Here is a 24,061-nt window from a genome sequence, read left to right on the forward strand (position 1 = left end):
TCCAGGAGACACACCATGAGTGTGATCATTGCCTTGGCAGCCCTCACGCTGCTGATGGTGGCCGCCTACCGTGGCTACAGCGTTATCCTTTTTGCCCCCATCGCCGCCCTCGGCGCCGTCCTGCTCACTGACCCTTCCGCCGTCGCGCCTGCTTTCACCGGGGTGTTCATGGAGAAGATGGTCGGCTTCATCAAACTGTATTTCCCGGTGTTCCTGCTCGGCGCGGTGTTCGGCAAACTGATCGAGCTGTCGGGTTTCTCCCGCTCTATCGTCGCGGCGGCGATTCGCCTGCTGGGCACGCGCCAGGCCATGTTGGTGATCGTGCTGGTCTGCGCCTTGCTGACCTATGGCGGCGTGTCGCTGTTCGTCGTGGTGTTCGCGGTGTATCCGTTCGCCGCCGAGATGTTCCGCCAGAGCAATATTCCCAAGCGGCTGATCCCGGCCACCATTGCCCTTGGCGCGTTCTCGTTCACCATGGACGCTCTGCCCGGCACGCCGCAGATCCAGAACATCATCCCCAGCACCTTCTTCAACACCACCGCCTGGGCCGCGCCCTGGCTGGGTGTGATCGGCACGATCTTCGTGTTCAGCTTCGGCATGCTGTTCCTGCAACGCCAGCGCAACAAGGCCCAGCGCCTAGGCGAAGGCTACGGCACCGAACTGCGCAACGAGCCGGAGACTGCCGAAGACATCAAACTGCCCAATCCCTGGCTCGCCATTTCGCCGCTGTTGGCGGTCGGGATCATGAACCTGCTGTTCACCCAGTGGATTCCGCAGTGGTATGGCAAGACCCACAGCCTGGCGCTGCCGGGCATGACCACACCAGTGACCAGCGACATCGCCAAGCTCACCGCGATCTGGGCCGTGCAGGCCGCGTTGCTGGTGGGCATTGTCCTGGTGCTGCTGTTCGCCTTCAGCACCATTCGCAGCAAGCTGGCCGAAGGCAGCAAGAGCGCGGTGGGCGGTGCGCTGCTGGCGGCAATGAACACCGCTTCGGAATACGGTTTTGGCGCGGTCATCGCGTCCTTGCCGGGTTTTCTGGTGCTGGCCGACTGGCTCAAAAACATCCCCAATCCACTGGTCAATGAAGCCGTGACCGTGACGCTGCTGGCGGGCATCACCGGTTCAGCCTCGGGCGGCATGAGCATCGCCCTGGCGGCGATGTCCGAAACGTTCATCAGCGCCGCCAACGCCGCCAACATTCCTCTGGAAGTGCTGCACCGGGTCGCGTCCATGGCCAGCGGCGGCATGGACACCCTGCCCCACAACGGCGCGGTGATCACCCTGCTGGCGGTGACCGGTCTGACCCACCGTGAAGCCTACAAAGACATTTTCTGCATTACGCTGATCAAGACCCTCGCGGTGTTCTTCGTGATCGCTGTGTTCTACGCCACTGGCATTGTGTGAGGCTCCCCATGACAACCCCTCTTTCGGGCAAGACCGCCCTGGTCACCGGCTCTACCAGCGGCATCGGCCTGGGCATCGCCCTGAGCCTTGCCAAGGCCGGCGCCAACCTGATCCTCAACGGCTTCGGCGATGCCTCGACGGTGATCGCCGAGGTGAAACAGTTCGGCGGCAAGGTCGGCCATCATCCGGCCGATGTCAGTGATCCGGCGCAGATCGCCGACATGCTCGCTTACGCCGAACGGGAGTTCGGCGGCGTGGACATTCTGGTGAACAACGCCGGTATCCAGCATGTGGCCGCCGTGGAAGATTTTCCGGTGGAGCGCTGGGACTCGATCATCGCCATCAACCTGTCCTCGGTGTTCCATGCCACGCGCTTGAGCCTGCCGGGCATGCGCGCCAAGGGCTGGGGGCGGATCATCAACATTGCCTCGGTGCACGGCCAGGTCGGCTCGGTGGGCAAGGCCGCCTACGTCGCAGCCAAACACGGGGTGATCGGTCTGACCAAAGTGGTCGGCCTGGAAACCGCCACCAGTAACGTGACGTGCAACGCCATCTGCCCTGGCTGGGTGCTGACACCGCTGGTGCAGAAACAGATCGACGACCGCATTGCCACGGGCATCGACCCGCAACAGGCACAGCATGACCTGCTGGCCGAAAAACAGCCTTCCCTGGAATTCGTCACCCCGCCGCAACTGGGGGAACTGGTGCTGTTTCTGTGCAGCGAAGCCGGCAGCCAGGTACGTGGCGCGGCGTGGAATATTGATGGTGGGTGGCTGGCTCAGTAAATTTCTTGCGATCCCTTGTGGCGAGGGGATTTATCTGTGGGAGCAAGGCTTGCCCGCGATGGCCGCACCGCGGTTTAACAGCTAAACCGCGTTTTCGTTCATCGCGGGCAAGCCTTGCTCCCACAAGTCGGGGATAAATCCCCTCGCCACAAGATTGGGTCGCTCTATAGTTTGTGTGTACATAAAAGAAAAAGAGGCACCCCATGTCCGACATCCTCTGGCAACCCACCCCCGATCGCATCGCCCAGTCACGCATGGACGCCTTTCGCCGGTTCATCAACGAACGGCATCAGCTGCAACTGAGCGATTATCCGGCGCTGCACGCCTGGAGCATCGACCAGCGTGAAGCCTTCTGGCAGGCCATCGTCGACTTCTTCGAGATCCGTTTTCACCAGGCGCCCAGCGATGTGCTGGTCGAAGGTGAGCAAATGCCCAGCGCCCGGTGGTTTCCCGGGGCGACACTGAATTTTGCCGAACACCTGCTGCGCCGGCGCGATGACGCCGTGGCCGTGGTTGCCCTCGACGAAAGTGGCGGGCAAGAACAACTGACTTGGGCCGAACTTGCCGCCCACGTCGCTGGCCTGCAAAAAAGCCTGCAAGCGGCAGGTGTGAGCAAGGGCGACCGGGTAGCCGCGTGCATGCCCAACACCTGGCAGACCCTGGTGGGCATGCTCGCCACCACCAGCCTGGGGGCGATCTGGTCGTGCTCCTCGCCTGACTTCGGCACCCACGGGGTCATCGACCGGTTCGGCCAGATCGAGCCTAAGGTGCTGATTACCTGCGCCGGTTACCGCTACGCCGGCAAGGTCATCGACCAGCGAGCCAAGGTCAACGAAATCCTCGAGCGCCTGCCTTCGCTGCAGCAATTGATCATCCTGCCCTATGCATGCCCTGACGCCCGCGTCGAAGACTTCAAGACAACGGCCAGCGTCGCGTTGTGGAGCGACTTCTACCGCTGTGGCGGCGAACCGGCGTTCGTTGACGTGCCGTTCGATCATCCGCTGTACATCCTCTATTCCAGTGGCACCACCGGCGTGCCGAAGTGCATCGTCCACAGCACCGGCGGCGTGTTGCTGCAACACCTCAAGGAACATGGCCTGCATGTGGACCTTGGCCCCGAAGATCGCCTGTTCTACTACACCACGTGTGGCTGGATGATGTGGAACTGGCTGGTGTCGGCCCTCGCCGTCGGCAGTGCGGTGGTGCTCTACGACGGCTCGCCCTTTCACCCTGGCCCCGAGCGCCTGCTGGACCTGATCGACCAGCAGCGCATCAGCGTATTCGGCACCAGCCCCAAATACCTGGCGGCCCTGGAAAGCCAGGGTTTGAAACCGCGACAGACCCATGACCTGGGCAGCCTGAAAACCATCCTGTCCACCGGCTCGGCCCTGGCGCCCCATAGCTACGACTACGTGTATCGCGACTTCAAGCCCCAGGTGTGCCTGGCCTCGATGTCCGGTGGCACCGACATTGTGTCGTGCTTCGTCAATGGCAATCCGTTGTCCGCCGTTCGCCGTGGCGAGATGCAGGGCAAGAGTCTGGGCATGGCGGTGCAGGTCTGGAACGAGGCAGGCCAGGCGGTCATCGGTGAGAAAGGTGAACTGGTCTGCACCCGGCACTTCCCGGCCATGCCCATTGGCCTGTGGAATGATCCGCAGCAGGAAAAGCTAAGGGCCTCCTACTTCAGCCAGTTCCCCGGTGTGTGGGCCCAGGGGGACTACGCCGAGGAACTGCCTCACGGCGGTTTCTTGATCCACGGGCGTTCGGATGCAGTGCTCAACCCCGGTGGCGTGCGCATCGGCACGGCGGAAATCTATCGGCAGGTGGAAAAGGTCGAGCAGGTGCTGGACAGCGTTGCTATCGGCCAGCAATGGCAGGGTGATGTGCGCGTGGTACTGTTTGTGCGCCTGCGCGACGGCGTGACCCTGGATGAGGCCCTGGAGCAACAGATCCGCCAGGTGATCCGCGCCAATACCACACCGCGTCATGTGCCGGCGAAGATCCTGGCAGTCAGCGACATCCCGCGGACCATCAGCGGCAAGGTGGTGGAACTGGCGGTGCGCAACGTGGTGCATGGGCAGGTGGTGAAAAACACCGATGCCCTGGCCAATCCCGAGGCGCTGGAGCAGTTCAGGGATCGGCTGGAACTGACCACCTGAGGTTAAAGCCGTATGGGCCATCTGGCCTCATCGCGAGCGGGCTCGCTCCCACATTGGTCGGTGGTGAACACAGGATTGGCAATCACCATCGATTCCCTGTGGGAGCGAGCCTGCTCGCGATGAACGACAACGCGGTATGCCTGTGGAACCATCAATCCATCAACCCCCACTCCCCCGCCGCCGGATCGGCCGGGGGCACCGCTGCCCCCGACTCGGCATGCAACTTCAGGCGCAACCGCAGGTTGTTTGCCGAATCGGCGTTTTTCAGGGCTTCCTCCTCATCGATAGCACCCTCCACCACCAGGTTGTACAGGGCGTGATCGAAGGTTTGCATCCCGAGTTCTTCTGACTTTTCCATGATGCCCTTGAGCTCGCCGAACTCATTGCGGCGGATCAGGTCGGCCACCGTGGGCGAGCCCAGCATGACCTCCACCGCGGCCCGGCGCTGGCCGGTGCGAGTGCGCACCAGGCGTTGCGACACGAACGCCTTGAGGTTGTTGCCCAGATCATTGAGCAGCTGCGGCCGGCGTTCTTCCGGGAAGAAATTGATCACCCGGTCCAGCGCCTGGTTGGCATTGTGAGCATGCAGGGTGGAAATCACCAGGTGCCCGGTGTCGGCGAAGGCCAGGGCATGTTCCATGGTTTCGCGATCACGAATTTCGCCGATCAGTACCACGTCTGGTGCCTGGCGCAAGGTGTTCTTCAGGGCGGCATGAAAGCTGCGGGTGTCGACACCGACTTCCCGTTGATTGATGATCGATTTCTTGTGTCGATGGATATACTCCACCGGGTCTTCGATGGTGATGATATGGCCGCTGCTGTTGCGATTACGGTAATCGATCAGCGCCGCCAGGGAAGTCGACTTGCCCGACCCTGTCGCGCCGACGAACAGCATCAGCCCCTGTTTCTGCATGATGGTGTCCAGCAACACATTTGGCAGTTTCAGGTCCTCGAACCGCGGGATGTCGAGCTTGACGTTGCGGATCACCATGGACACGTCATTGCGCTGCTTGAAGATATTGACGCGAAACCGCCCGACCCCAGCCAGGGAGATAGCCAGGTTCATTTCCAGTTCTCGATCGAACTCAAGCCGCTGTTCGGCGTCCATCAAAGACTCGGCGAGCCCGGCGATGTCGCCCACCTTGAAGGGCTGGTTGCTCAAGGGTTTGAGCACCCCCTCGAAACGCGCGCACGGCGGCGCACCGGTGGACATATAGAGGTCGGAGCCATCCTGGCTCGCCAGAATGCGTAACAAGGGATCGATTTCCATGGCCTGATTGACTTCCGCGAGACTTCAATGAAACAAGCTGACCCGATGAGCAAACCTTTCAGACCAACCCGCGCTTACCTTCTTCAGAGGATAGTAGACACCGTGACTGCGACACGATTTGCAGGGCTAGCGTGATGAACGCAACACCCGCCGGCATTGACGTACAGAGCCTGTTGGCCCGACGTGACTGGGCCAACAGCCCGCTGGGCACTGCCCAAACCTGGCCCCAGAGCCTGCGTACCGCCCTGGACATCGTGCTCCACTCGCCGCTGCCGATGTCCGTGCTGTGGGGGCCACAGCTGATTCATTTCTACAACGACGCCTTTACCCGCCTGACGGGCGACAAACACCCCCAGGCGTTCGGCCAGCCGACCCATTCAGCATGGCCCGAACTCGAAGATCTGAGCGGGCCGATTTATCACCGCGTGTTGCAAGGCCACATGCACACCTGTCGCGATCAGCAATGGCGAGTGCCCTTCGCCGGCCGCCTCTGCGATGTCTGGCTGGACCTGACCTACAGCCCCGTGCGCGATGAAGACGGCGCCGTGGCCGGTATTCTGGTCACAGCCATCGAGACCGGTGAACGACGACGCCTGGCCCTGGAGTTCGAGCGACGCTCAGAAGCCAGCCTCAAGGCCCAGCAGGAAAGCGAGGAACGCCTGCAACTGGCCCTGGCCGCTGCCGATACGCTAGGCACCTGGGATTGGGACATCAGCGAAGACCGCTTTGTTGCCGACGAGCACTTCGCGGTGCTGCATGGCGTCGACCCGAACCTGTCGCGCCAGTTGCCCATCAGCGCTTACCTTGAAGGCGTGCATCCCCAGGACCGGGCCATGGTCACCCGCAGCATCAAGCATTGCATCACCCACAGCACTGAATACGCCGAGGAGTACCGTCTCCTGCGGCCTGACGGCGAACTGCGCTGGGTGTTCGTGCGCGGTCGCTGCTACAAGGATCGCCATGGCCGGCCCAAACGCTTTCTCGGCGCGGCCCTGGACCTGACCGAGCGCAAGCGTACCGAGCAGGCCCTGCGCCAGAGCCAGACCGAACTGCAACTGATCATCAACGCCATGCCGATCCTTATCAGCTATGTGGACCGGGAAGAACGTTTTCGCCTCAACAACAGCGCCTATCTGGATTGGTATGGCCTGACGCCCCAAGAGCTATATGGCAAGACAATTCGCGAAGTGCTCGGCGATTCAGCCTACGCCGCCCGCGCCGAGCAGATCGCCGACGCCCTGGCAGGCAAGCCGTGCAGCTTCACCGTGCAATCGGATCACCGCGACGGCCGTCCCCGCCATGCCTTGATCAACTACCTGCCGCGCCGTGGGGCCGATGGTGCGGTGAACGGTTTCTACATCTTTGTGATCGACGAGACCGAGCGCAAGAAAACCGAAGAGGCCCTGCGCAACCTCAACGAGACGCTCGAAGAACGCGTCATCGCCCGCACCCAGCAACTGGCCGAAGCCAACCACCGCCTGCAAAACGAGATGTTCGAACGCGAACGTGCCGAGGAGGCGCTGCGCCACGCCCAGAAGATGGAGGCCGTGGGTCAGCTCACCGGCGGCATTGCCCATGACTTCAACAACATGCTCACCGGCATTCTCGGCAGTCTCGACTTGATGCAGCGCTACATTGCCAGCGGTCGCACCGCCGAGATCGGTCGTTTCACCGAAGCGGCCGTGTCCTCGGCCAATCGTGCGGCGGCCCTGACCCACCGCCTGCTGGCGTTTTCCCGACGCCAGTCGCTGGACCGCAAACCGCTGGACCCCAATGACCTGGTGCGTTCACTTGAAGACTTGCTGAGCCGAACCACCGGCGATCACATCGTGCTGCGCCTGCAGTTGGCCGATGAACTGTGGCCGGTCAGCACCGATGCCAGCCAGCTGGAAAACGCCCTGCTCAACCTGGTGATCAACGCTCGGGACGCCATGCCTGAGGGTGGCGAATTGACCATCGAAACCGCCAACGTCTACCTCGACGGGAATGACCTCAGTGCCCTGGAACCGGTCAAGGCCGGTGACTACGTGATGATTGCCGTCAGCGACAATGGCAGCGGCATGACCCCATCCGTGCTGGCCAAGGCCTTTGATCCGTTCTTCACCACCAAACCCATCGGCCAGGGCACCGGTTTGGGCTTGTCGATGATCTACGGGTTTGCCCAACAGTCGGGTGGCCTGCTGAGCCTGGACAGTGTGCCGGACCAGGGCACGCGGGTGCAGTTGTACCTGCCGCGGCTGTACGTCGCGTCTGTCCAGCAGACTGCGGCGCCGGTAGCGCTGGATGCACCGGCCGCCGTCGCCGGTGAAACCGTGTTGCTGGTCGAAGACGAACCGGCCGTGCGCATGCTGGTGCTCGATCTGCTCGACGCCCTGGGTTACACCACCCTTCAAGCCCAGGACGCCAAGGCTGCCCTTGGGCTACTGGAGTCCAGCCAGCGCATCGACTTGCTGGTGACCGATGTCGGCCTGCCAGGCATGAATGGCCGGCAACTGGCGGAAATCGCCCGTCAGCATCGGCCCGATCTGAAGGTGCTGTTCATGACCGGTTATGCGCAGAAGGCCACCGAGCGCCAGGGCTTTCTCGAGCAGGGCATGGATATGGTTGCCAAGCCCTTCAGCCTCGATCTGCTGGCGAACAAGATTCGGACGATGATCAACCATGGCGCCTGACTTGAGGCATAATCGCCGCCCCGTCGCACCGTTCAGGTCACTGCTGCAATGAAAGCCCAAGCCCGCCATATCCTGGTGAAAACCGCCGAAGAAGCCGAACAGCTCAAGCAACGCATCGCCAAAGGCGAAGCCTTCGATGTACTGGCCAAGAAATACTCCACCTGTCCCTCGGGCAAACGCGGCGGTGATCTGGGTGAAGTGCGGCCCGGGCAGATGGTCGGTGCGATCGACGCGGTGATCTTCAAAAAGCCCCTGCGGGTGGTGCATGGGCCGATCAAGAGCAAGTTCGGCTATCACCTGGTGCAGGTGTTCTACCGGGACTAATGATCGAGCCCGCTCCCACAGGTACTTCGCGGCCCCTTCAGTCCTTGGGCATCAACGCCCCCGGCACCTGGATGACCCGGCTCGCCAACAGATGTCCAGCCTCGGCGGCCTCCACCGGGCCGCCACCGAGCAGGCGGCTTGCCAGGTAAGCAGCACTGAATGAATCCCCCGCCGCCGTCGTGTCCACCACCCGCTCCACTCGCTGGGCCGGAATCTCGAAAGACTCACCATCACAACAGATCAGACAGGGCTCAGCACCGCGCTTGAGCACCACTTCCGAAGTGCCCAACTGCGCGTACGCGGCGAACACCTCAGCGCTGTCGGCATAACCGAACAGCGCCTGCTCGTCGTCCACCGTCAGCAGCGCCAGCTCCACGTAAGGCAATACACTGCGATAGGCCGCACGGGCTGCATCCACTGATGCCCAGAGCCTTGGCCGGTAGTTATTGTCGAACACCACCTCGGCCCCGCGCCGGCGGGCCTGGATCAGGGTTTCGATGAGCTTGCCACGACCTTGCTCACCGAGCACGGCCAGGGTGATGCCGCTGAAGTACAGCACGTCGTAATCCGGCAGCGCCGCCAGAATCGGTGCGGCGGCCGGGGTGGTGAAGCAATCACGCACCGCCGCCTCGTTGCGCCAGTACAAAAACCGCCGCTCACCCGCCGCGTCGGTCTGGATGCAATACAAACCCGGCAAACGACCGGGCAGGCGCTGGACCCGATCCAGGCCGATATTTTCGGCGGCCCAGCTCTGGCACATGGCATCGCTGAAACTGTCGTCGCCCAAGGCGGTAACGTAATCCACCGCGCCCTTGTCACCCAGGGCGCGGGACAGGTACACAGCGGTGTTCAGGGTGTCTCCACCGAAGCTTTGTTGCAGACTGCCATCGGCGCGTTGCTGCAGTTCGATCATGCACTCGCCGATCAGGGCGATGCGGGGTTTTGGGTTGGGGTAGCTCATGGGCGATCCTGATATTTCGATAGTGTCTGCCAGGCCGCTATCGCGAGCAGGCTCGCTCCCACAGGGGACACTGGGTGAACACAAATCCTCTGTTCACAACCGCCCCACTGTGGGAGCGAGCCTGCTGGCGACAGCCGCGACTCGGTTTCAAGGCTAGAAACAAGTCTCCATGCTCTCGACCACCCGCAACTGCTCATCCACCAGGCACGCCACCCGCCACTTGTCGAAAGTCAGGCACGGATGCGACGTACCGAACGAGATGATGTCGCCTACCCGCAGTTCCACCCCGGTCGCCACCGTCATGAACGCATGCTGGTCCATCACCGCCGTGACCTTGCAGCCGGCCAGGTCCTGCCCCGCTATGGAGTCGGAGCCGGGTTGGTAACGCTTGAGCGGCACCGGCAGCCCGGCGTCATAGGCCACGTCGCGTTTACCCAGGGCGATCACCGCAAAGCCGGGTTCAGGCAGCGATTGCACGTGGGCCCAGACTTCCAGGGCCGGGCGCAGACCTTCGTGCAGGTCGCTACGCCGTTCCAGCACGCAGCACTGGGCCTCTTTGTAGATGCCATGGTCATGGGCCACGTAACTGCCAGGACGCAGCACACTGAGGAAACGTCCGTGGGCGTTCCGAGCCTCGAAAGACTCGGCAATCAGGTCGTACCAGGCTGAACCCGAGGCGGTGATGATCGGCTTGTCGATGGCGAACGCACCGTTGTCCTGCAGTTGCACCGCCAGCCCCACCAGGGATGCGGCAAACGCACGGATGCCACTGATGGCGTGGTCACCATGGATCACGCCTTCGTAGCCTTCGATACCGGTCAGCGCCAGCGCCGGTTGCGCCCCGATCGCCTCGGCCAGGGCCAGCACCTCGGCCTCGGTCCGGCAGCCACACCGACCACCCACCACACCGTATTCGATCATCACGTTCAACTTCGCGCCGCGAGAGGCAAAGAACGCGCCCAGCTCGGCAACGTTGTCGGGATGGTCGACCATGCAATGGAATTCGAACGCGGGATCTGCCAGCAGATCCGCGATCAGCGCCATGTTTGGCGTGCCCACCAGTTGGTTGGCCATCAGCACCCGGCGCACGCCATGGGCGTAAGCGGCACGGGTCTGCACTGCCGTGGCCAGGGTCAGTCCCCAGGCGCCGGCCTCGAGTTGGCGGCGAAACAGCGCCGGGGTCATGCTGGTCTTGCCGTGGGGCGCCAGTTCGGCACCACTGTCCGTGACGAATTTTTGCATCCAGCCAATGTTGTGCTCCAACGCTTGGCGATGCAAAACCAGCGCCGGCAGGCTGATGTCGCGCAGCAGGTGATCGCCCGCTTGGGCGGCCCCCTTCTCCACGGCAGCGTTATGAATGGCAGAAGACATGTTCACACTCCTCACACAGCCGCGGCTGTCTATTCATTGATGCGACGGGCCAGGTTGTTGGCGCTTTCGATCAGCACCCGGCGGTAGTCGGCGTAGTTGTTCTTGGCGTCGGCCCGTGGGGCGACGATGCACAGGGTCGCGATGGCCACGCCATTGGCGTCTTTGACCGGCGCGGCGAAGCAGTGGGTGAAGGTGTCGGCCACACTGTCGAAGGAGAAAAATCCATCGAGCCCGGCCTGGCGGATCTCCGCGAGAAACCGCTCCAGGGGCAGGCGCTCGCCGTCCGGCAGGATGAAGTCGTCGGGGTCGATCAGGTCGACGATCTGCTGGTCACTCAGATGCGCCAGCAGCAGGCGTCCGGATGCGGTCCAGGGAATCGGCGCGTTCTCGCCGATGTCCGAGGAAATGCGAAAATGCCGCTCCCCCTCCTTCATCAGTGCCACCGTGTATTTGCGCCCGTTGAGCAGGCACATCTGGGCGGTTTCCCGGGTCTGGCTGACGATTTCCTGCAAGGCGTGATCGGCCTCGCGACTCAGGTCGAAATGCCGCAGGTGCGCTTGCCCGAGAAAGTACAACTGGCGGCCCAGGTAGACGTGGCCGTCCTTGCCCACCGGCTCCAGGATGCGTCGCTCCAGCAGCGACGCCACCAGTTCGTAGACCGTGGACTTGGGGCTGCCGATGCCGCTGGCGATGTCATTGGGGCGCAACGGCTGGCCGATTTCCTTGAGGAAATCGAGGATATCGAACGCCCGGTCCAACCCTCGGGCCCGGCGTTTGATGGTGTCTTCGGTCATGTCTTGGGTTCCCATTCAATTGGCCGGGAGTTTAACCAGAGTGCTGCACCGCCTGATAGATTGCTATCGCAGGCAAGCCTTGCTCCCACAGGAGTTTGCATTGCCTTGTGGGAGCAAGGCGTGCCCGCGATGAGTCCTCAGTGACTCAAGCCTTTTTCTTGTAGGCGATGCAATCAATCTCAACCTTGCAATCAACCATCATGTTCGCTTGCACACAAGCCCTGGCAGGGGCATGTTCGGGGCTGAAGTATTCACCAAATACTTTGTTGAAACTCCAGAAATCCCGCGGATCTTCCAGCCATACGCCGCAGCGCACCACATCTTCAAGGCCGTATCCAGCTTCTTCAAGAATCGCGATCAGATTCTTCATCGTCTGGTGGGTCTGCTCGACGATCCCGCCGACAATAATCTCGCCGTTGACCGCCGGCACCTGACCGGACACGTGCAGCCAGCCGTCGGCCTCAACGGCTCGGGCGAAGGGCCGTGGCTGACCGCCGCCTGCGGTGCTGCCGGTGCCGTAGCGCGTAATGCTCATGGGTGTTTCTCCTTGCCTGTATCAATCAGAGGTTCAATAAAATTAAAAACGGGTGTTCTTGAGAAACTCAGCCAGTCGTGGCGACTGTGGCCGTTCGAACAGTTCTTTCGGTGGGCCCTGTTCTTCGATGCGGCCCTGGTTCATGAACACGATCTTGTCGGACACCTCGAAGGCAAAACGCATTTCGTGGGTCACCAGCAGCATGGTCATGCCGTCTTCGGCCAGTCCCTTGATCACGTTCAGCACCTCACCCACCAATTCCGGGTCCAGGGCCGAGGTCACTTCATCGAACAGCATCAGGCTGGGGTTCATGGCAATCGCCCGAGCGATCGCCACACGCTGCTGCTGACCGCCGGACAACTGACCGGGAAAATGATTGCGCCGTTCCAGCAAGCCGACCCGCTCCAGCCATTTCTCGGCCAGGGCCACGGCTTCGTCCTTGGGTAGCTTTTTCACCTTGAGCAGGCCCAGGGTGACGTTCTGCAACGCCGTCAAATGCGGGAACAGGTTGAATTGCTGGAAGGCCATGCCGGTCATGGCCCGGTGCCGGGCGATGACTTTTTCCGGGTGGCGCACGCGCTTGCCGCCCACCTCGTCATAGCCGATGGCCTCGCCATCGAGCACGATCTGCCCGCCCTGGAACTCCTCAAGCATGTTCACGCAACGCAGCAACGTGGTTTTGCCCGAGCCGCTGGAGCCGATCAGGGTGACGACATTGCCGCGCTGCATGCTCAGGTCCACGCCCTTGAGCACTTCCACCGGGCCGTATTGTTTGCGCAGACCGCGAATGTCCAGCAGCGGTTGAGCATTGGTAGAGGTCGAAACATCAGTCATGGCAAGGCCACCCGCTTTTCAATGTGCCGCCCGAGCAATTCGATGGCGTAGTTGATGATGAAAAAGAGAAAACCGGCGAACAGGTAAAACTCCAGGGTCATGAAGGTCCGGGCGATGATCTGCTGAGTGCTGAGCAGCAGTTCGGCAACGCCGATCACCGACAACAGGGTCGAAGCCTTGACGATTTCGGTGGAGGAATTGACCCAGGTCGGCAAGATCTGCCGCAGTGCCTGGGGCAACAGCACGTAACCCAGCGCCTGGAAAAACGTCAGGCCGATGGCCTGGCTTGCCTCCATCTGCCCACGGGGCAAGGCCTGCAAGGCCCCGCGCACGATCTCGGCCACATGGGAGCCGCAAAACAGTGTCAGGCCCAAGGCACCAGCCTCGAATGCGCCGATTTGCCAGCCCAGGGCCGGGGCCATGTAGAAACAGGCCAGCACCAACACAAACACCGGAGTGCCGCGAATCACGTCGACGTAGAAACGAAACGGCGCGCGCATCCAGAAGCGACCGTAAGTCAGCACCAGCCCGGCGAACAGGCCGATCAGCGTGCCTAACAAAATCGCCAGTACCGAGCACTGCACGCTGGTCAGGAACCCGGCCCACAGCGTCTCCCGGGCGACCCACAACTCATGCAACCAACTGGGGGATTCGTACATGGAACACTCCTAACGGCGGATCGCCAGACGCTGCTCGAAATAACGCAGCAGCATGGCAATGAGGTAACAGGCCGCGACATACAGGGCCGTGGTCACCAGCCAGGTTTCGATCACCCGGTAGCTCTCCACGTTGATCTTGCGGGCGTAATAAGTCAGCTCCGGCACAGCGATCGCTGCCGCCAGTGAGGTGTCCTTGAACAGCGAAATGAAGTTGTTCGACAACGCCGGCAACACGTTGCGCAGCATCACCGGCACGGTGACGTAGGCCTTCACTTGCCACTCGCCCAAACCGATGGCCAGCCCCGCTTCACGCTGGCCCTTGTGAATGCTCAGCAGCCCGCCGCGGAACACTTCGGTCAGGTAGGCCCCGGCGTACAGCGAGAGCGTGATGACGAACGAGGGAATTTTGTCCAGGCGAATACCCAGGCTTGGCAAGGCGAAGTAGATCAGCAGGATCAGCACCAGGATCGGCGTATTGCGGATCACCGTGACATACACTGAGGCCAGCACCCGCAACACGCGGTGCTTGCTCAGCAGCGCGAACGCCATCAACAGGCCGATCACGCAACCGATGGCGATCGACACCAGCGCCAGGGAAAGCCCCAGGCCGAGCCCCGCCAGCAAGGTGTCGAAATCGCGCCAGACGGCGGCAAAGTTCAACTGATAATTCATGGTCGGCAGTACCTTCAACGGGGCGCCTTCAAGCGGCGCCCCGGGCTCACGGGATCATTTGAATTCGACGGGGAAACCGATGGCCGGCGACGGCAGCTCGACGCCGAACCATTGCTTGAACGATGCCGCATAGGTGGGGAATTCCACGCCGGTCATGGCTTCATGCAAGGTGGTGTTGACGAAGTTCAGCCAGTCCTGGTCGCCGCGCTTGACCGCGCAGGCATAGGTTTGCGGGCTCCAGGCGTAGGCCGGGCTGCGATAGCGACCAGGGTTCTGCACCATCAGGTACTTGACCGAAGACTGGTCGGTGGCAGCGGCATCGGCACGGCCGGAGTTCACCGCCTGATACATCAGATCAACACTGTCGTACTGGTCGACCTTGGCCTTGGGCAGCGCCTGGTGCACCAATTCCTCGGCGTAGACGTTCTGCAGCACAGCCACGGTGACGTCATCGCCGGCGGCCTTGAGGTCTTCGATTTCCTTGTACTTGCTGTTGGCCGGCAGCAGCAGGCCCACGCCTTCGCGGTAATACGGCAGGGTGAACGCCACTTGCTGGGCACGACTGGCGGTGACGGTGATGAACTGGCAGCTCATGTCGACCTTGTCGGTCAACAGGTTCGGAATGCGTGCATCGGACGACTGCACCACAAACTCGACTTTCTCCGGGTCATTGAACAGACCCTTGGCCACCATCCGTGCGATGTCGATATCAAAACCCTGCAACTTGCCATCCGCTCCCTGGAAGTGCCACGGCGCATTGGTGCTGCCCGTGCCCACGATCAATTTCCCGCGCTGCAGCACGCTATCGAGCTTGCTGTCCGCCGCCTGAGCGACACCCATGGCAGCCGTCGTGGCCGCGAAGATAAAAACACACGCTTTGAACAAGGAAGGTCGGCGATGCATGGCAAGCACTCCTGAGTCAGTTTATTCCGCTATACCGGAACTTAGTATGTAACAACGGAATAGACAGCAGAAAGTGTGCCACAGGCATGCGGTGTATGGATAAGGAAAATGGAAAACCAATGAAATCAAAAGGATGGCACGCCCAGACGTTTCAATAGGAACGCGGGCATCTGCGCAGGGACTGCTACTGTTGGCTACAGCTTCGGGTAGCAAGGCCCCAGACAGGGAGCAAGTGAGGCTTTTGCGCACCAAAAGGGAGCCGTTCAACTGTCAACTCTGACAGTAGCGATGCCCGGCCGTGTTGCTTATGGTTGCAAACACCCTATCGATGAAGGGAAACCCGCCATGAGTTCGTTCATCACCCACATCGCCTCATCAAAGGACTACCGCACGGCTCTCAAGACCTGGCGCCCGGTAGTCTTCTATTTCGGCCACCCCTACTGCTACGCCTGTAGCTGGGCCGAGCCGCTGTTTTGCAGCGTTGCCGAGACATTCAAGGATCGGGCGGTGATCTACAAATTGAGTACCAGCGAATCGCCCCGACACCCGGACGTTACCGGGACACCCACGGTGCTGTTTTATAAGGATGGGAAGTTACGCCGCAAGCTCAAGGGCGTCGGTGATCAGGCCTCGCTGACCCAGAACTTTGCCGAACACATCGGCCGAACCAAACCCAGACGGCCGCGTCGTTCGCCTCGCCGTGACTTGCACTGGTTGCACGAGCAACTGCGAACCTTGTGCCTGGTCTCTCGGGCACGGGGACTCCAAAGGTTGCGGCGAGGAAAGCCGGGCGCCTACCGCTTGGCCGCCTCGTCATAAACCTGACCGCGCTCGCGCTTACCAACCGCAATCACTGTAACAACTAGCAAATCATCTACCACTCGGTAAACCAATCGATAGCCGGCGCTACGTAACTTGATTTTATAGGCGTTGCCCAGCCCATGCAGACGGTCTGCCTGGACATGCGGATTCACCAGTCGCTCCTCGAGCTTTTTCTTGAATTGCTCTTTGAGTGTTGCACCCAGTTTTTGCCATTCCTTCCAGGCTTTATCAGAAAATTCCAACTCATAGGTCATCAAGAGAAACCTTTATCGTTGGATCATTTTCACGCTCGCGGCAAAGAGCAACCAGCTCCAGATCTTCAAGCCGATCCATCATGGCTTCATATTCTCGAGCGGGGACGCAATAAAATGCCGGCTCATTGCGGTTGAGGATTGCTACGGATAATCCTCCACCGGCAGCAACAGTGCCCATCGGATTTTTCTTGAGTTCGGAAATGCTGGCTACAACTTGAGAAAGCACAATATGTGTCATGAGGTGAGTCCTTGAGCACTCTTAATGGCGCTAAAAATAGCACTCTAAAACACCTCTTACCACAGTTCAGCGTCCGCAAAACCTCACTCTGGACAACATCCGCAAATCCCCGTCGCGGTAATAATCGTCCGTCCAGCTGTCATCCACCGCCAGCGGCTTGACCTGCTTGAGCGCCAGTTTTTTCGCGAAATAGCGAAAGCGGTAATGCTCGTAGAAGCGCAGCAGCTCAAGCCCGTAGCGGTCGGCCAGGTCGGTGTCGCCCTGAATGATCAGGTAGTTCTCGTCGTTGCCGCTGCTGGCCGCGGCACTCAGGTTGTGGCTGCCGCTGATGATGGTCGGCGTGTCGCTGGTGAAGTCGGTGACGACGGCTTTGGTGTGCACCAGCAGATTGCCTTTCTGGCCTTTCATGTTTTCCCTGAGCCAGCCCTCCAGGCCGGTATTGAGCAGCGCGGTGGCGGCGAATTCGGCGGTGCGGTCGGCATGAAAGCCAGTGATGCGGCTGGTGGTGTTCTGCAGGCCGTAACGCAGCACGTCGTCGTTGGGTTGACCGAGCAAGGCATCGAGGATCCGGTCGGGCAAGGCGAAGGCCGTGACGAACAGCAGGTCCTTGCGAGCGCCATTGATGATATCGACGAAACGATCCAGGTCGCCCTCTCCCGTACGCGGCGAGAACCCGGTGAACAATGGCTCCTCGGGTACCATGGGGTTGTTCCGGTTGATCCACTGCCGCGTGGCCCCGACGTCCTCGGGTGCGGCCCAGATCTGCTCGAACACCTGCCGATAGCTGTCGCTGACCCGCGCGTCGTCCAGCACATGAATAACGTTGGCCTGGCGGTAGACGCCGTTGGCAGTGAAATTGGTGCTGCCGCACAGCACGGCCTCGGGGTGAAATGAACCGGTGTCGTCGACCTTGCTCAGCACGATGAACTTGTCGTGGAAAATATTGTGCGTGACGCGCCCGCGCTTGTTGGCCGCCGGCAATGTTGCCAGGCTGGCTTCGTTGCGCAGTGTGCCGTCGTCTCCCGGCTCAGCGTGGTACAGCACCCGTACCCGCGCCCCCCGTGCGAAAGCGGCGTTCACAGCCTCGACGATCACCGGCAGTTCATATTCATAGATGGCGACGTCCAAGGCCCAACTGGCGTTCAGGGCCCGGTCGATAAAACCGGTCAAGCGCCCTAGCAAACCGTTTTCCAGCCAGCGGCGCGGCGCGTCGGGCCAAGCATCGATGGACAGGTTTTTGTTGGCGTCGATCAGCGCATCCAGCTCGGGAAATTTGCGCTGGAAGGCCTGGCTCGCGGCCACGGCACGATTGAAGATGACCCCCTGGTTGCTTGGCTGACCATCGTCACTGGTCACTGACACCTCAAGTGATTCCCCCAGTTGCGGCGCGTCAGGGCTGCCATAGGCCAGGTGCACGCGGTAGTGAATTGCCACGCCTGGGTTGATGGCGTAGTCGGCCCAGCGAAATTTCTGCAACGGTGCTTTATCGCTCGGCGTAGCGCGAAATTGCGGGAACGTGTGCACCTTGTCGGGGAAGGTCAGGCTGTTGAACAGGAACAGCCAGGGCTTGGCGCCGTGCTGCTTCTCGATGGCAAAGCCGAGCAAGCCCTTGCGCCGGGGTTCGGCCAGGTCCATGGCGAGCAATACACCGTTGGTGCCAGCGTAGGCCTTGACCCGAAAATCGTCCTGGGCGTTGGTGACGAGTACGCGCATGGTTCACTCCTGTGAGGTCTGGCTGAGCATAGAACAGCGATGCTTATTGAGCGTGCGGATCTGACACCGGGGCGATGCTATCGCGAGTAGGCTCGCTCCCACAGGGGATTCATCGATCGGGTGTTCACCACAGAACAAATGTGGGAGCGAGCCTGCTCGCGATGAGGCCCTGTCAGTCAGCGAACATCCGAGCCCGGTAGCCCTTCATCAATATGCCGATACTGCGCCCCCAACTGCCCCGCCAATTGCCGGGCCCGGCCCAGGCGAATCGGTCCGCGTTCGATGTCGATCAACAGGCTTGGGCAATCAAGGGGCGGCAGTGTCAGCTGCTGTTTGACTCGCCCGTCGGTCATCAGCAACACCCGCTGTTGCTCGGTCGGGTAGCGCTTGCGCCGGGCCGTCAACCAGCGTCCGGCCTCGTTCAGCGCCGCCAGCAACGGCGTGCCGCCGCCGGCGCCCAGGCCGTCGAGCCAGTCCCGTAGCCCGGCCGAGGCCTTGAGCCCTTGCACCTGCCAGGCTGGTGCGCTGCCGCTGGCCGTCAGCAAGGCCAGCCGGGCGCGCTGGCGGTAGGCGTCATCGAACAGTTGCGCCAGCAGGCCTTTGCCATCGCTCAAGGCTTGATGACGACGAGTCGAGGCCGAGGCGTCGACGATGACCAGCCACAGTTCATGGGGCGAACGATGGCGTTGCTGAAAACGCAGGTCTTCACGCAGGCGTGGACGGCCAGCGAGCAAGGTGCCTGGCCAGTTCACCGCCCCGCTGACCGCCGCTTTGCTGCGGCCCTGGCGCCCCAGGTCCAACCGTCCCGCACGGGGTCTGGCATTCACCCCCGCGGGCGAACGGGGGCGAATGCCTAGGGCTTTTTTGGCCAGCTCGGCACGTCACGCCGAGTGCCGGTGGGCAATGCCCGGGCCGGCAGGTCACCCCACTGGCCCTGGCCTTCGTCAGGCCTGGCGGTTTGATCGGCGGTGGCTGGCGGCGCCTGGGACGGCGCAGGGGCCGAAGGCTCGCGCCTGCGATGACGCAATGCAAACTCGGCGACCGCATCAATGTCCTCAACGGCAATGGCATCCGCCCCGCGCCACGCAGCATGGGCGCGGGCGGCCCGCAGCCAGACCAGGTCCGCGCGCAAGCCATCGACCCCAGCGGCAAAACAACGCTCGGTGATCTGCGCCAGCGCCTGGTCATCCAGAGGAATCTGCATCAACCGGTCGCGAGCCTGTTGGCAGCGTTCGCGCAACTGCTGCTGGGTCGGTTCCCACTCTGCGCAGAACGCCGCCGGATCGCTGTCGAAATCCAGCCGCCGACGAATAATCTGCCCGCGCTCAAGCGGTGCGGTGTGGCCGTCCAGGGCCACGTTCAGGCCGAAACGGTCGAGCAACTGCGGACGCAATTCACCCTCTTCCGGGTTCATGGTACCGATCAATACAAAACGTGCCGGATGCCGGTGTGAGATGCCGTCACGCTCGATCAGGTTGGTGCCGCTGGCAGCCACGTCCAGCAACAGGTCCACCAGGTGGTCGGGCAGCAGGTTCACTTCATCGACATACAACACCCCGGCGTCGGCCTTGGCCAAAACGCCGGGAGAGAACTGCGCGCGCCCCTCCCCCAGGGCCGCGTCCAGATCCAGGGTGCCCACCAGCCGCTCTTCAGTGGCGCCCAAAGGCAAGGTGACGAACTGACCGCTGGCCAACAGGTCCGCCAGCCCCCGGGCCAGCGTAGACTTCGCCATGCCCCGTGGGCCTTCGATGAGCACACCGCCGATTTTCGGATCGATCGCAGCCAGGCACAGGGCCAGTTTCAGGTCATCGGCCCCGACCACGGCGCAGAGCGGGAAATGAGGGGTGTCGGTCATGTTGAATGTCTCATGCATGTTCGAAGGTCCAAACATGGACCTGTGGCGAGGGCGCGTCTGGCGTCCTCATTTCAGCTGTCTTCTTCTATGTCCAACAACAAGTTCTCCAGCGCCTCTCGATACTCCCCGGGCTCCTGCCACATTCCGCGCTGCTGCGCTTCGAGCATGCGCTCGGTCATGTCGCGCAAGGCATCGGGGTTGTGCTGGCGAACGAAATCGCGGGTATCGGGGTCGAGCAGATAAGCCTCGGCCAGCAAGGCGTACTGGTGATCGTCGATCAACTGCGTGGTGGCGTCGAAGGCGAACAGGTTGTCCACCGTCGCCGCCAGTTCAAACGCACCTTTATAGCCGTGGCGCTTGATCCCGTCGATCCACTTCGGATTGGCCGCCCGGGAACGAATGACGCGGTTGAGCTCTTCTTTCAACGTGCGGATCTTGGGCAAGTCCGGCTGGCTGTGGTCGCCGTGGTAACTGGCCGCCGTTGCGCCGCCAAGCGTCTCCACCGCCGCCAGCATGCCGCCCTGGAATTGGTAGTAATCGTTGGAATCGAGCAGGTCGTGTTCGCGGTTGTCCTGGTTCTGCAACACCGCCTGCACCTGGCTAAGGCGCCGGGAGAACTGCTCCCGGGCGGCAGTGCCTTCATCGCCGGCGCCGTAGGCGTAGCCACCCCAATTCAGGTAGACCTGCGCCAGGTCTTCGCGGCTCTGCCACAGGCGGCCGTCGATGGCGCCCTGCACACCCGCGCCGTAGGCGCCAGGCTTGGCGCCGAAGATCCGCCACCCGGCCTGACGGGCCGCGACCTCGGGTTCAAGGCCCGATTCCAACAGGGCCTGGCGCTCGCTGCGCACCTTCGCCGCCAAGGGGTTCATGTCGTCCGGTTCGTCGAGGGCGGCGACGGCCTGCACCGCTGCATCGAACAGGCGGATCAGATTGGCAAAGGCGTCCCGGAAGAACCCGGAGACCCGCAGCGTGACATCGACCCGAGGCCGGTCCAGCAGACTCAATGGCAGGATCTCGAAATCGTCGACTCGTTGGCTGCCCGTGGCCCACACCGGACGCACGCCCATCAACGCCATGGCCTGGGCAATGTCGTCACCGCCAGTGCGCATGGTGGCGGTGCCCCACACCGAAAGCCCCAATTGACGCAGGTGATCGCCGTGGTCCTGCAAGTGCCGCTCAAGGATCAGGGACGCCGACTGAAAACCGATGCGCCACGCGGTGGTGGTGGGCAGGTTGCGCACGTCCACCGAGAAGAAGTTGCGCCCGGTGGGCAGCACATCCAGGCGGCCGCGACTGGGCGCACCGCTGGGGCCGGCCGGCACGAAGCGCCCGCTCAAGGCATCGAGCAAACCGCGCATTTCCGCCGGGCCGCACGCGTCCAGACGCGGAGCCACGACGCCGCGCAGGTTTTCAATAATGCTGTTCACCGTTTCCCAACCCGGCACCTCAAGTTGCGCGACCACGCCCTCCAGGGCCTGCTCGATCAATTGCCCGGCGAACAATTCCAAACGTTCACGAGTATCGCCAGCGGTCCGCCAAGGTTCGGCGCTGAGCCGACCCAAGGCTTCGGGACACGCGCCGGTCCAGGGTTCGGCCAGCGCACAATCCAGCGGATCGAAACCCAGTGCAAAGGCCTTGGCCAGCGCCCGCAGCAAACTCGACTGCGCGCCCTTGCCATCCCCCCGGGGAATGCGCAGCAACGCCAGCAAGGTGTCGATGCGCAACCGTTGTGTGGGCGACTCGCCAAAAATGTGCAGGCCGTCACGGATCTGCGACTCCTTCAGATCGCACAGGTAAGTGTCCAGGCGCGGCAGCCAGATTGCCACGTCAGCGTCGCCGTCCAGTTGCAACTCGCGGTCGATGTGGGTTTCGCGCACCAGATTCAGAATGTCTCGCTGCAGTTCCCGGGCGCGGCGTGGGTCGAGCAGTTGCGCTTCGTAGTATTCGTCAGCCAACAGCTCAAGGTTACGCAGCGGCCCATAGGTTTCGGCCCGGGTCAGCGGCGGCATCAAGTGATCGATAATCACGGCCTGGGTGCGACGCTTGGCCTGGGCGCCCTCGCCCGGGTCATTGACGATGAACGGATAGATGTTCGGCAACGGTCCCAGCAGCGCATCCGGCCAGCAGTTTTCCGACAGCCCGACGCCCTTGCCCGGCAGCCATTCGAGATTGCCGTGCTTGCCGACATGAATCAGGGCGTGGATCCCGTAGGTGTTGCGCAGCCAGAAATAAAACGCCAGGTAGCCGTGGGGCGGCACCAGGTCCGGGTCGTGGTACACGGCGCTCGGATCGACCTGATAGCCTCGAGCCGGCTGGATGCCGACGAACGTCAGGCCCAGGCGCACGCCAGCAATCATCAGCCGGCCATCGCGGAACATCGGGTCCTGTTCGGGCGCGCCCCAGCGCTCCAGCACCGCCTGGCGATTGGCCTCGGGCAATGCGTCGAACATGGCCCGGTAAGCATCCAGCGCCAGGCTCTGGTGACAGGGCCGTTGGTCAAGACTGTCCAGGTCGTTGCTTACCCCGCCGAGCAACTGCTGGATCAGCGCGGTGCCGCTCGCAGGCAGTTCAGCCGGCAGCGGATAGCCCTCGGCCTGCAAGGCCCGCAGGATATTCACTGCCGCCGCCGGGGTGTCCAGGCCGACGCCGTTACCGATGCGCCCATCCCGGGTCGGGTAATTGGCGAGGATCAGCGCCACACGCTTTTGCGAGTTGGGCAGGCACGCCAGGGTAGTCCAGCGCCACGCCAGCTCAGCGACAAAATCCATGCGCTCGGGCACGGCCCGGTAGCAGACCACATCGCTCTGGCTGCGCTCGCTGCGCCAGGCCAGGTCCTTGAAACTGATGGGGCGACTGATGATCCGCCCGTCCAGTTCCGGCAGGGCAATGTGCATCGCCAGGTCCCGCGGGCCCAGACCCTGCTCACTGGCGCGCCAGCCAGGCTCGTTGTCCTGGGCGCAGATCGCCTGAATCACCGGGATGTTGCGGCGAAATGGTCGCAAGTGCGGCGCTTCGGGGCTCGATTGGGCGAAACCGGTGGTGTTGAGGATCACTCCCGCCGCCACCTCATCCATCCAGTCTTCAACCAAGGCCAGGCAAGCGGGCTCCTTGAGGCTCGCCACGGCAATGGGCAAGGGATTGAGCCCCGCCGCTTGCAGACGCTGGCAAAACACGTCGATGAACGCCGTGTTCGCTGCTTGCAGGTGGGAGCGATAAAACAGCACCGCCGCCACCGGCTGCCCGGCCCGCCAGTCGCTTTGCCAATCACTCAGGCTGGCGTTGGTTCGTTCCGGATGGTAGATCGCCGTGCGCGGCAGGGTTTGCGGTTCGCCCCAAGGATAGTCGCGACCGAACCATTGGCTGGCCAGGTTATGGAACAGGTCCAGGGCATTGCCCAAACCGCCTTGGCGCAGGAACTGCCAGAGCCGGTCCCGATCCTCATTGGGCACGTTGCTCAGGTCGCTGAGTTCCGGGTCGGGTCGATCGTCCCCCGGCACCAGGATCAGCTTCACCCCGCGCTCGGCCAGTTCCATAAGACGTTCAATGCCGTAGCGCCAATAACCGATGCCGCCATGCAGGGAAAGCAGGATGACCTTGGCGTGACGCAACACGTCGTCGAAATACAGATCCACCGAGGCGTGGTTTTGCACCTGCATCGGGTTGGCGAGGCGAAACTGCGGATAGTCGTCCGGCAACTGCCGCGCCGCTTCGGCCAGCAACGCCAGGCTGGAGTCGCCGCTGCACAGGATCACCAGCTCGGCGGGGGTTTGTCCGAGATCGGCAATGTTGTCGTCCGACACGAAACCGCCGGGCTGGGTCCTGAGCAGGTGCAT

General features: G+C 62.3%; 21 protein-coding genes. 6 read left to right on the top strand and 15 right to left on the bottom strand.

What is annotated here, in order from left to right; translation table 11 throughout:
- Positions 1-15 precede the first annotated feature (15 nt).
- The 3 genes from QOM08_RS17690 to QOM08_RS17700 all read left to right on the top strand — a co-directional run bounded on the left by QOM08_RS17690 (position 16) and on the right by QOM08_RS17700 (position 4,351).
- The gene (locus QOM08_RS17690) at positions 16-1,407 is read left to right on the top strand and encodes a GntP family permease (protein ID WP_047227845.1); all 1,392 of its coding nucleotides are present in this window, start codon (positions 16-18) and stop codon (positions 1,405-1,407) included.
- An 8-nt stretch (positions 1,408-1,415) separates the two neighbouring features.
- A complete protein-coding gene (hbdH, locus tag QOM08_RS17695) occupies positions 1,416-2,192 on the top strand; it encodes a 3-hydroxybutyrate dehydrogenase (RefSeq protein WP_076384048.1) in 777 nt (258 codons plus the stop codon).
- A gap of 203 nt (positions 2,193-2,395) precedes the next feature.
- Positions 2,396-4,351, top strand: coding sequence for an acetoacetate--CoA ligase (locus QOM08_RS17700; RefSeq protein WP_173406794.1), 1,956 nt, complete (start codon positions 2,396-2,398; stop codon positions 4,349-4,351).
- 151 nt (positions 4,352-4,502) lie between these two features.
- On the opposite strand, the gene QOM08_RS17705 is transcribed toward QOM08_RS17700, so the two are convergent.
- Complete coding sequence (locus tag QOM08_RS17705; protein ID WP_047227842.1) at positions 4,503-5,621, bottom strand: PilT/PilU family type 4a pilus ATPase; 1,119 nt, start codon at positions 5,619-5,621, stop codon at positions 4,503-4,505.
- 134 nt (positions 5,622-5,755) lie between these two features.
- Here QOM08_RS17705 and QOM08_RS17710 point away from each other — a divergent pair, with 134 nt between their 5' ends.
- Positions 5,756-8,293: a PAS domain-containing protein gene (locus QOM08_RS17710; RefSeq protein WP_316911918.1), complete on the top strand. Its 2,538-nt coding sequence runs from the start codon at positions 5,756-5,758 to the stop codon at positions 8,291-8,293.
- Positions 8,294-8,341: 48 nt separating this feature from the next.
- Entirely contained in the window at positions 8,342-8,617 is a 276-nt protein-coding gene (locus tag QOM08_RS17715; RefSeq protein WP_019690952.1) for a peptidylprolyl isomerase, read from the top strand.
- Positions 8,618-8,654: 37 nt separating this feature from the next.
- Here QOM08_RS17715 and QOM08_RS17720 read toward each other — a convergent pair whose 3' ends face one another.
- From QOM08_RS17720 to QOM08_RS17755, 8 genes are all read right to left on the bottom strand, one after another.
- Positions 8,655-9,578, bottom strand: coding sequence for a sugar kinase (locus tag QOM08_RS17720; RefSeq protein ID WP_316911919.1), 924 nt, complete (start codon positions 9,576-9,578; stop codon positions 8,655-8,657).
- A 153-nt stretch (positions 9,579-9,731) separates the two neighbouring features.
- Positions 9,732-10,949, bottom strand: coding sequence for an amino acid deaminase (locus QOM08_RS17725; protein WP_139049657.1), 1,218 nt, complete (start codon positions 10,947-10,949; stop codon positions 9,732-9,734).
- Positions 10,950-10,978: 29 nt separating this feature from the next.
- Positions 10,979-11,743, bottom strand: coding sequence for an IclR family transcriptional regulator (locus QOM08_RS17730; RefSeq protein WP_047227838.1), 765 nt, complete (start codon positions 11,741-11,743; stop codon positions 10,979-10,981).
- A 145-nt stretch (positions 11,744-11,888) separates the two neighbouring features.
- Complete coding sequence (locus tag QOM08_RS17735; protein ID WP_047227837.1) at positions 11,889-12,278, bottom strand: RidA family protein; 390 nt, start codon at positions 12,276-12,278, stop codon at positions 11,889-11,891.
- Positions 12,279-12,320: 42 nt separating this feature from the next.
- A complete protein-coding gene (locus tag QOM08_RS17740) occupies positions 12,321-13,112 on the bottom strand; it encodes an amino acid ABC transporter ATP-binding protein (RefSeq protein ID WP_047227836.1) in 792 nt (263 codons plus the stop codon).
- A complete protein-coding gene (locus QOM08_RS17745) occupies positions 13,109-13,771 on the bottom strand; it encodes an amino acid ABC transporter permease (RefSeq protein WP_047227835.1) in 663 nt (220 codons plus the stop codon). The genes QOM08_RS17740 and QOM08_RS17745 overlap by 4 nt, the downstream gene beginning before the upstream one ends.
- A gap of 9 nt (positions 13,772-13,780) precedes the next feature.
- Positions 13,781-14,443, bottom strand: coding sequence for an amino acid ABC transporter permease (locus tag QOM08_RS17750; RefSeq protein ID WP_047227888.1), 663 nt, complete (start codon positions 14,441-14,443; stop codon positions 13,781-13,783).
- Between the two features lie 54 nt (positions 14,444-14,497).
- On the bottom strand, positions 14,498-15,346 hold the full coding sequence (locus tag QOM08_RS17755) for a transporter substrate-binding domain-containing protein (RefSeq protein WP_047227834.1): 849 nt from the start codon (positions 15,344-15,346) through the stop codon (positions 14,498-14,500).
- Between the two features lie 345 nt (positions 15,347-15,691).
- Between QOM08_RS17755 and QOM08_RS17760 the strand changes: the two genes are divergently transcribed.
- Positions 15,692-16,165 (top strand): thioredoxin family protein, encoded by a 474-nt coding sequence (locus tag QOM08_RS17760; protein ID WP_139049656.1) that lies wholly within the window; start codon positions 15,692-15,694, stop codon positions 16,163-16,165.
- Here the strand turns inward: QOM08_RS17760 and QOM08_RS17765 are convergent.
- The 6 genes from QOM08_RS17765 to cobN all read right to left on the bottom strand — a co-directional run bounded on the left by QOM08_RS17765 (position 16,141) and on the right by cobN (position 24,061).
- The gene (locus QOM08_RS17765; RefSeq protein WP_053121508.1) at positions 16,141-16,422 is read right to left on the bottom strand and encodes a type II toxin-antitoxin system RelE family toxin; all 282 of its coding nucleotides are present in this window, start codon (positions 16,420-16,422) and stop codon (positions 16,141-16,143) included. The genes QOM08_RS17760 and QOM08_RS17765 overlap by 25 nt on opposite strands.
- The gene (locus QOM08_RS17770; protein WP_107322657.1) at positions 16,412-16,660 is read right to left on the bottom strand and encodes a type II toxin-antitoxin system Phd/YefM family antitoxin; all 249 of its coding nucleotides are present in this window, start codon (positions 16,658-16,660) and stop codon (positions 16,412-16,414) included. The genes QOM08_RS17765 and QOM08_RS17770 overlap by 11 nt, the downstream gene beginning before the upstream one ends.
- Before the next feature lie 66 nt (positions 16,661-16,726).
- Positions 16,727-18,373, bottom strand: a complete 1,647-nt coding sequence (locus QOM08_RS17775; protein ID WP_316911920.1) for a phospholipase D-like domain-containing protein — start codon at positions 18,371-18,373, stop codon at positions 16,727-16,729.
- Positions 18,374-18,549: 176 nt separating this feature from the next.
- On the bottom strand, positions 18,550-19,173 hold the full coding sequence (locus QOM08_RS17780; RefSeq protein WP_410479150.1) for a vWA domain-containing protein: 624 nt from the start codon (positions 19,171-19,173) through the stop codon (positions 18,550-18,552).
- A gap of 53 nt (positions 19,174-19,226) precedes the next feature.
- Positions 19,227-20,228, bottom strand: a complete 1,002-nt coding sequence (locus QOM08_RS17785) for an ATP-binding protein (protein ID WP_047227831.1) — start codon at positions 20,226-20,228, stop codon at positions 19,227-19,229.
- Positions 20,229-20,299: 71 nt separating this feature from the next.
- On the bottom strand, positions 20,300-24,061 hold the full coding sequence (cobN, locus tag QOM08_RS17790; protein ID WP_316911922.1) for a cobaltochelatase subunit CobN: 3,762 nt from the start codon (positions 24,059-24,061) through the stop codon (positions 20,300-20,302).

This window comes from Pseudomonas sp. P105, assembly GCF_032614175.1.
GTDB classification, from domain to species: Bacteria; Pseudomonadota; Gammaproteobacteria; order Pseudomonadales; family Pseudomonadaceae; genus Aquipseudomonas; species Aquipseudomonas rhizophila.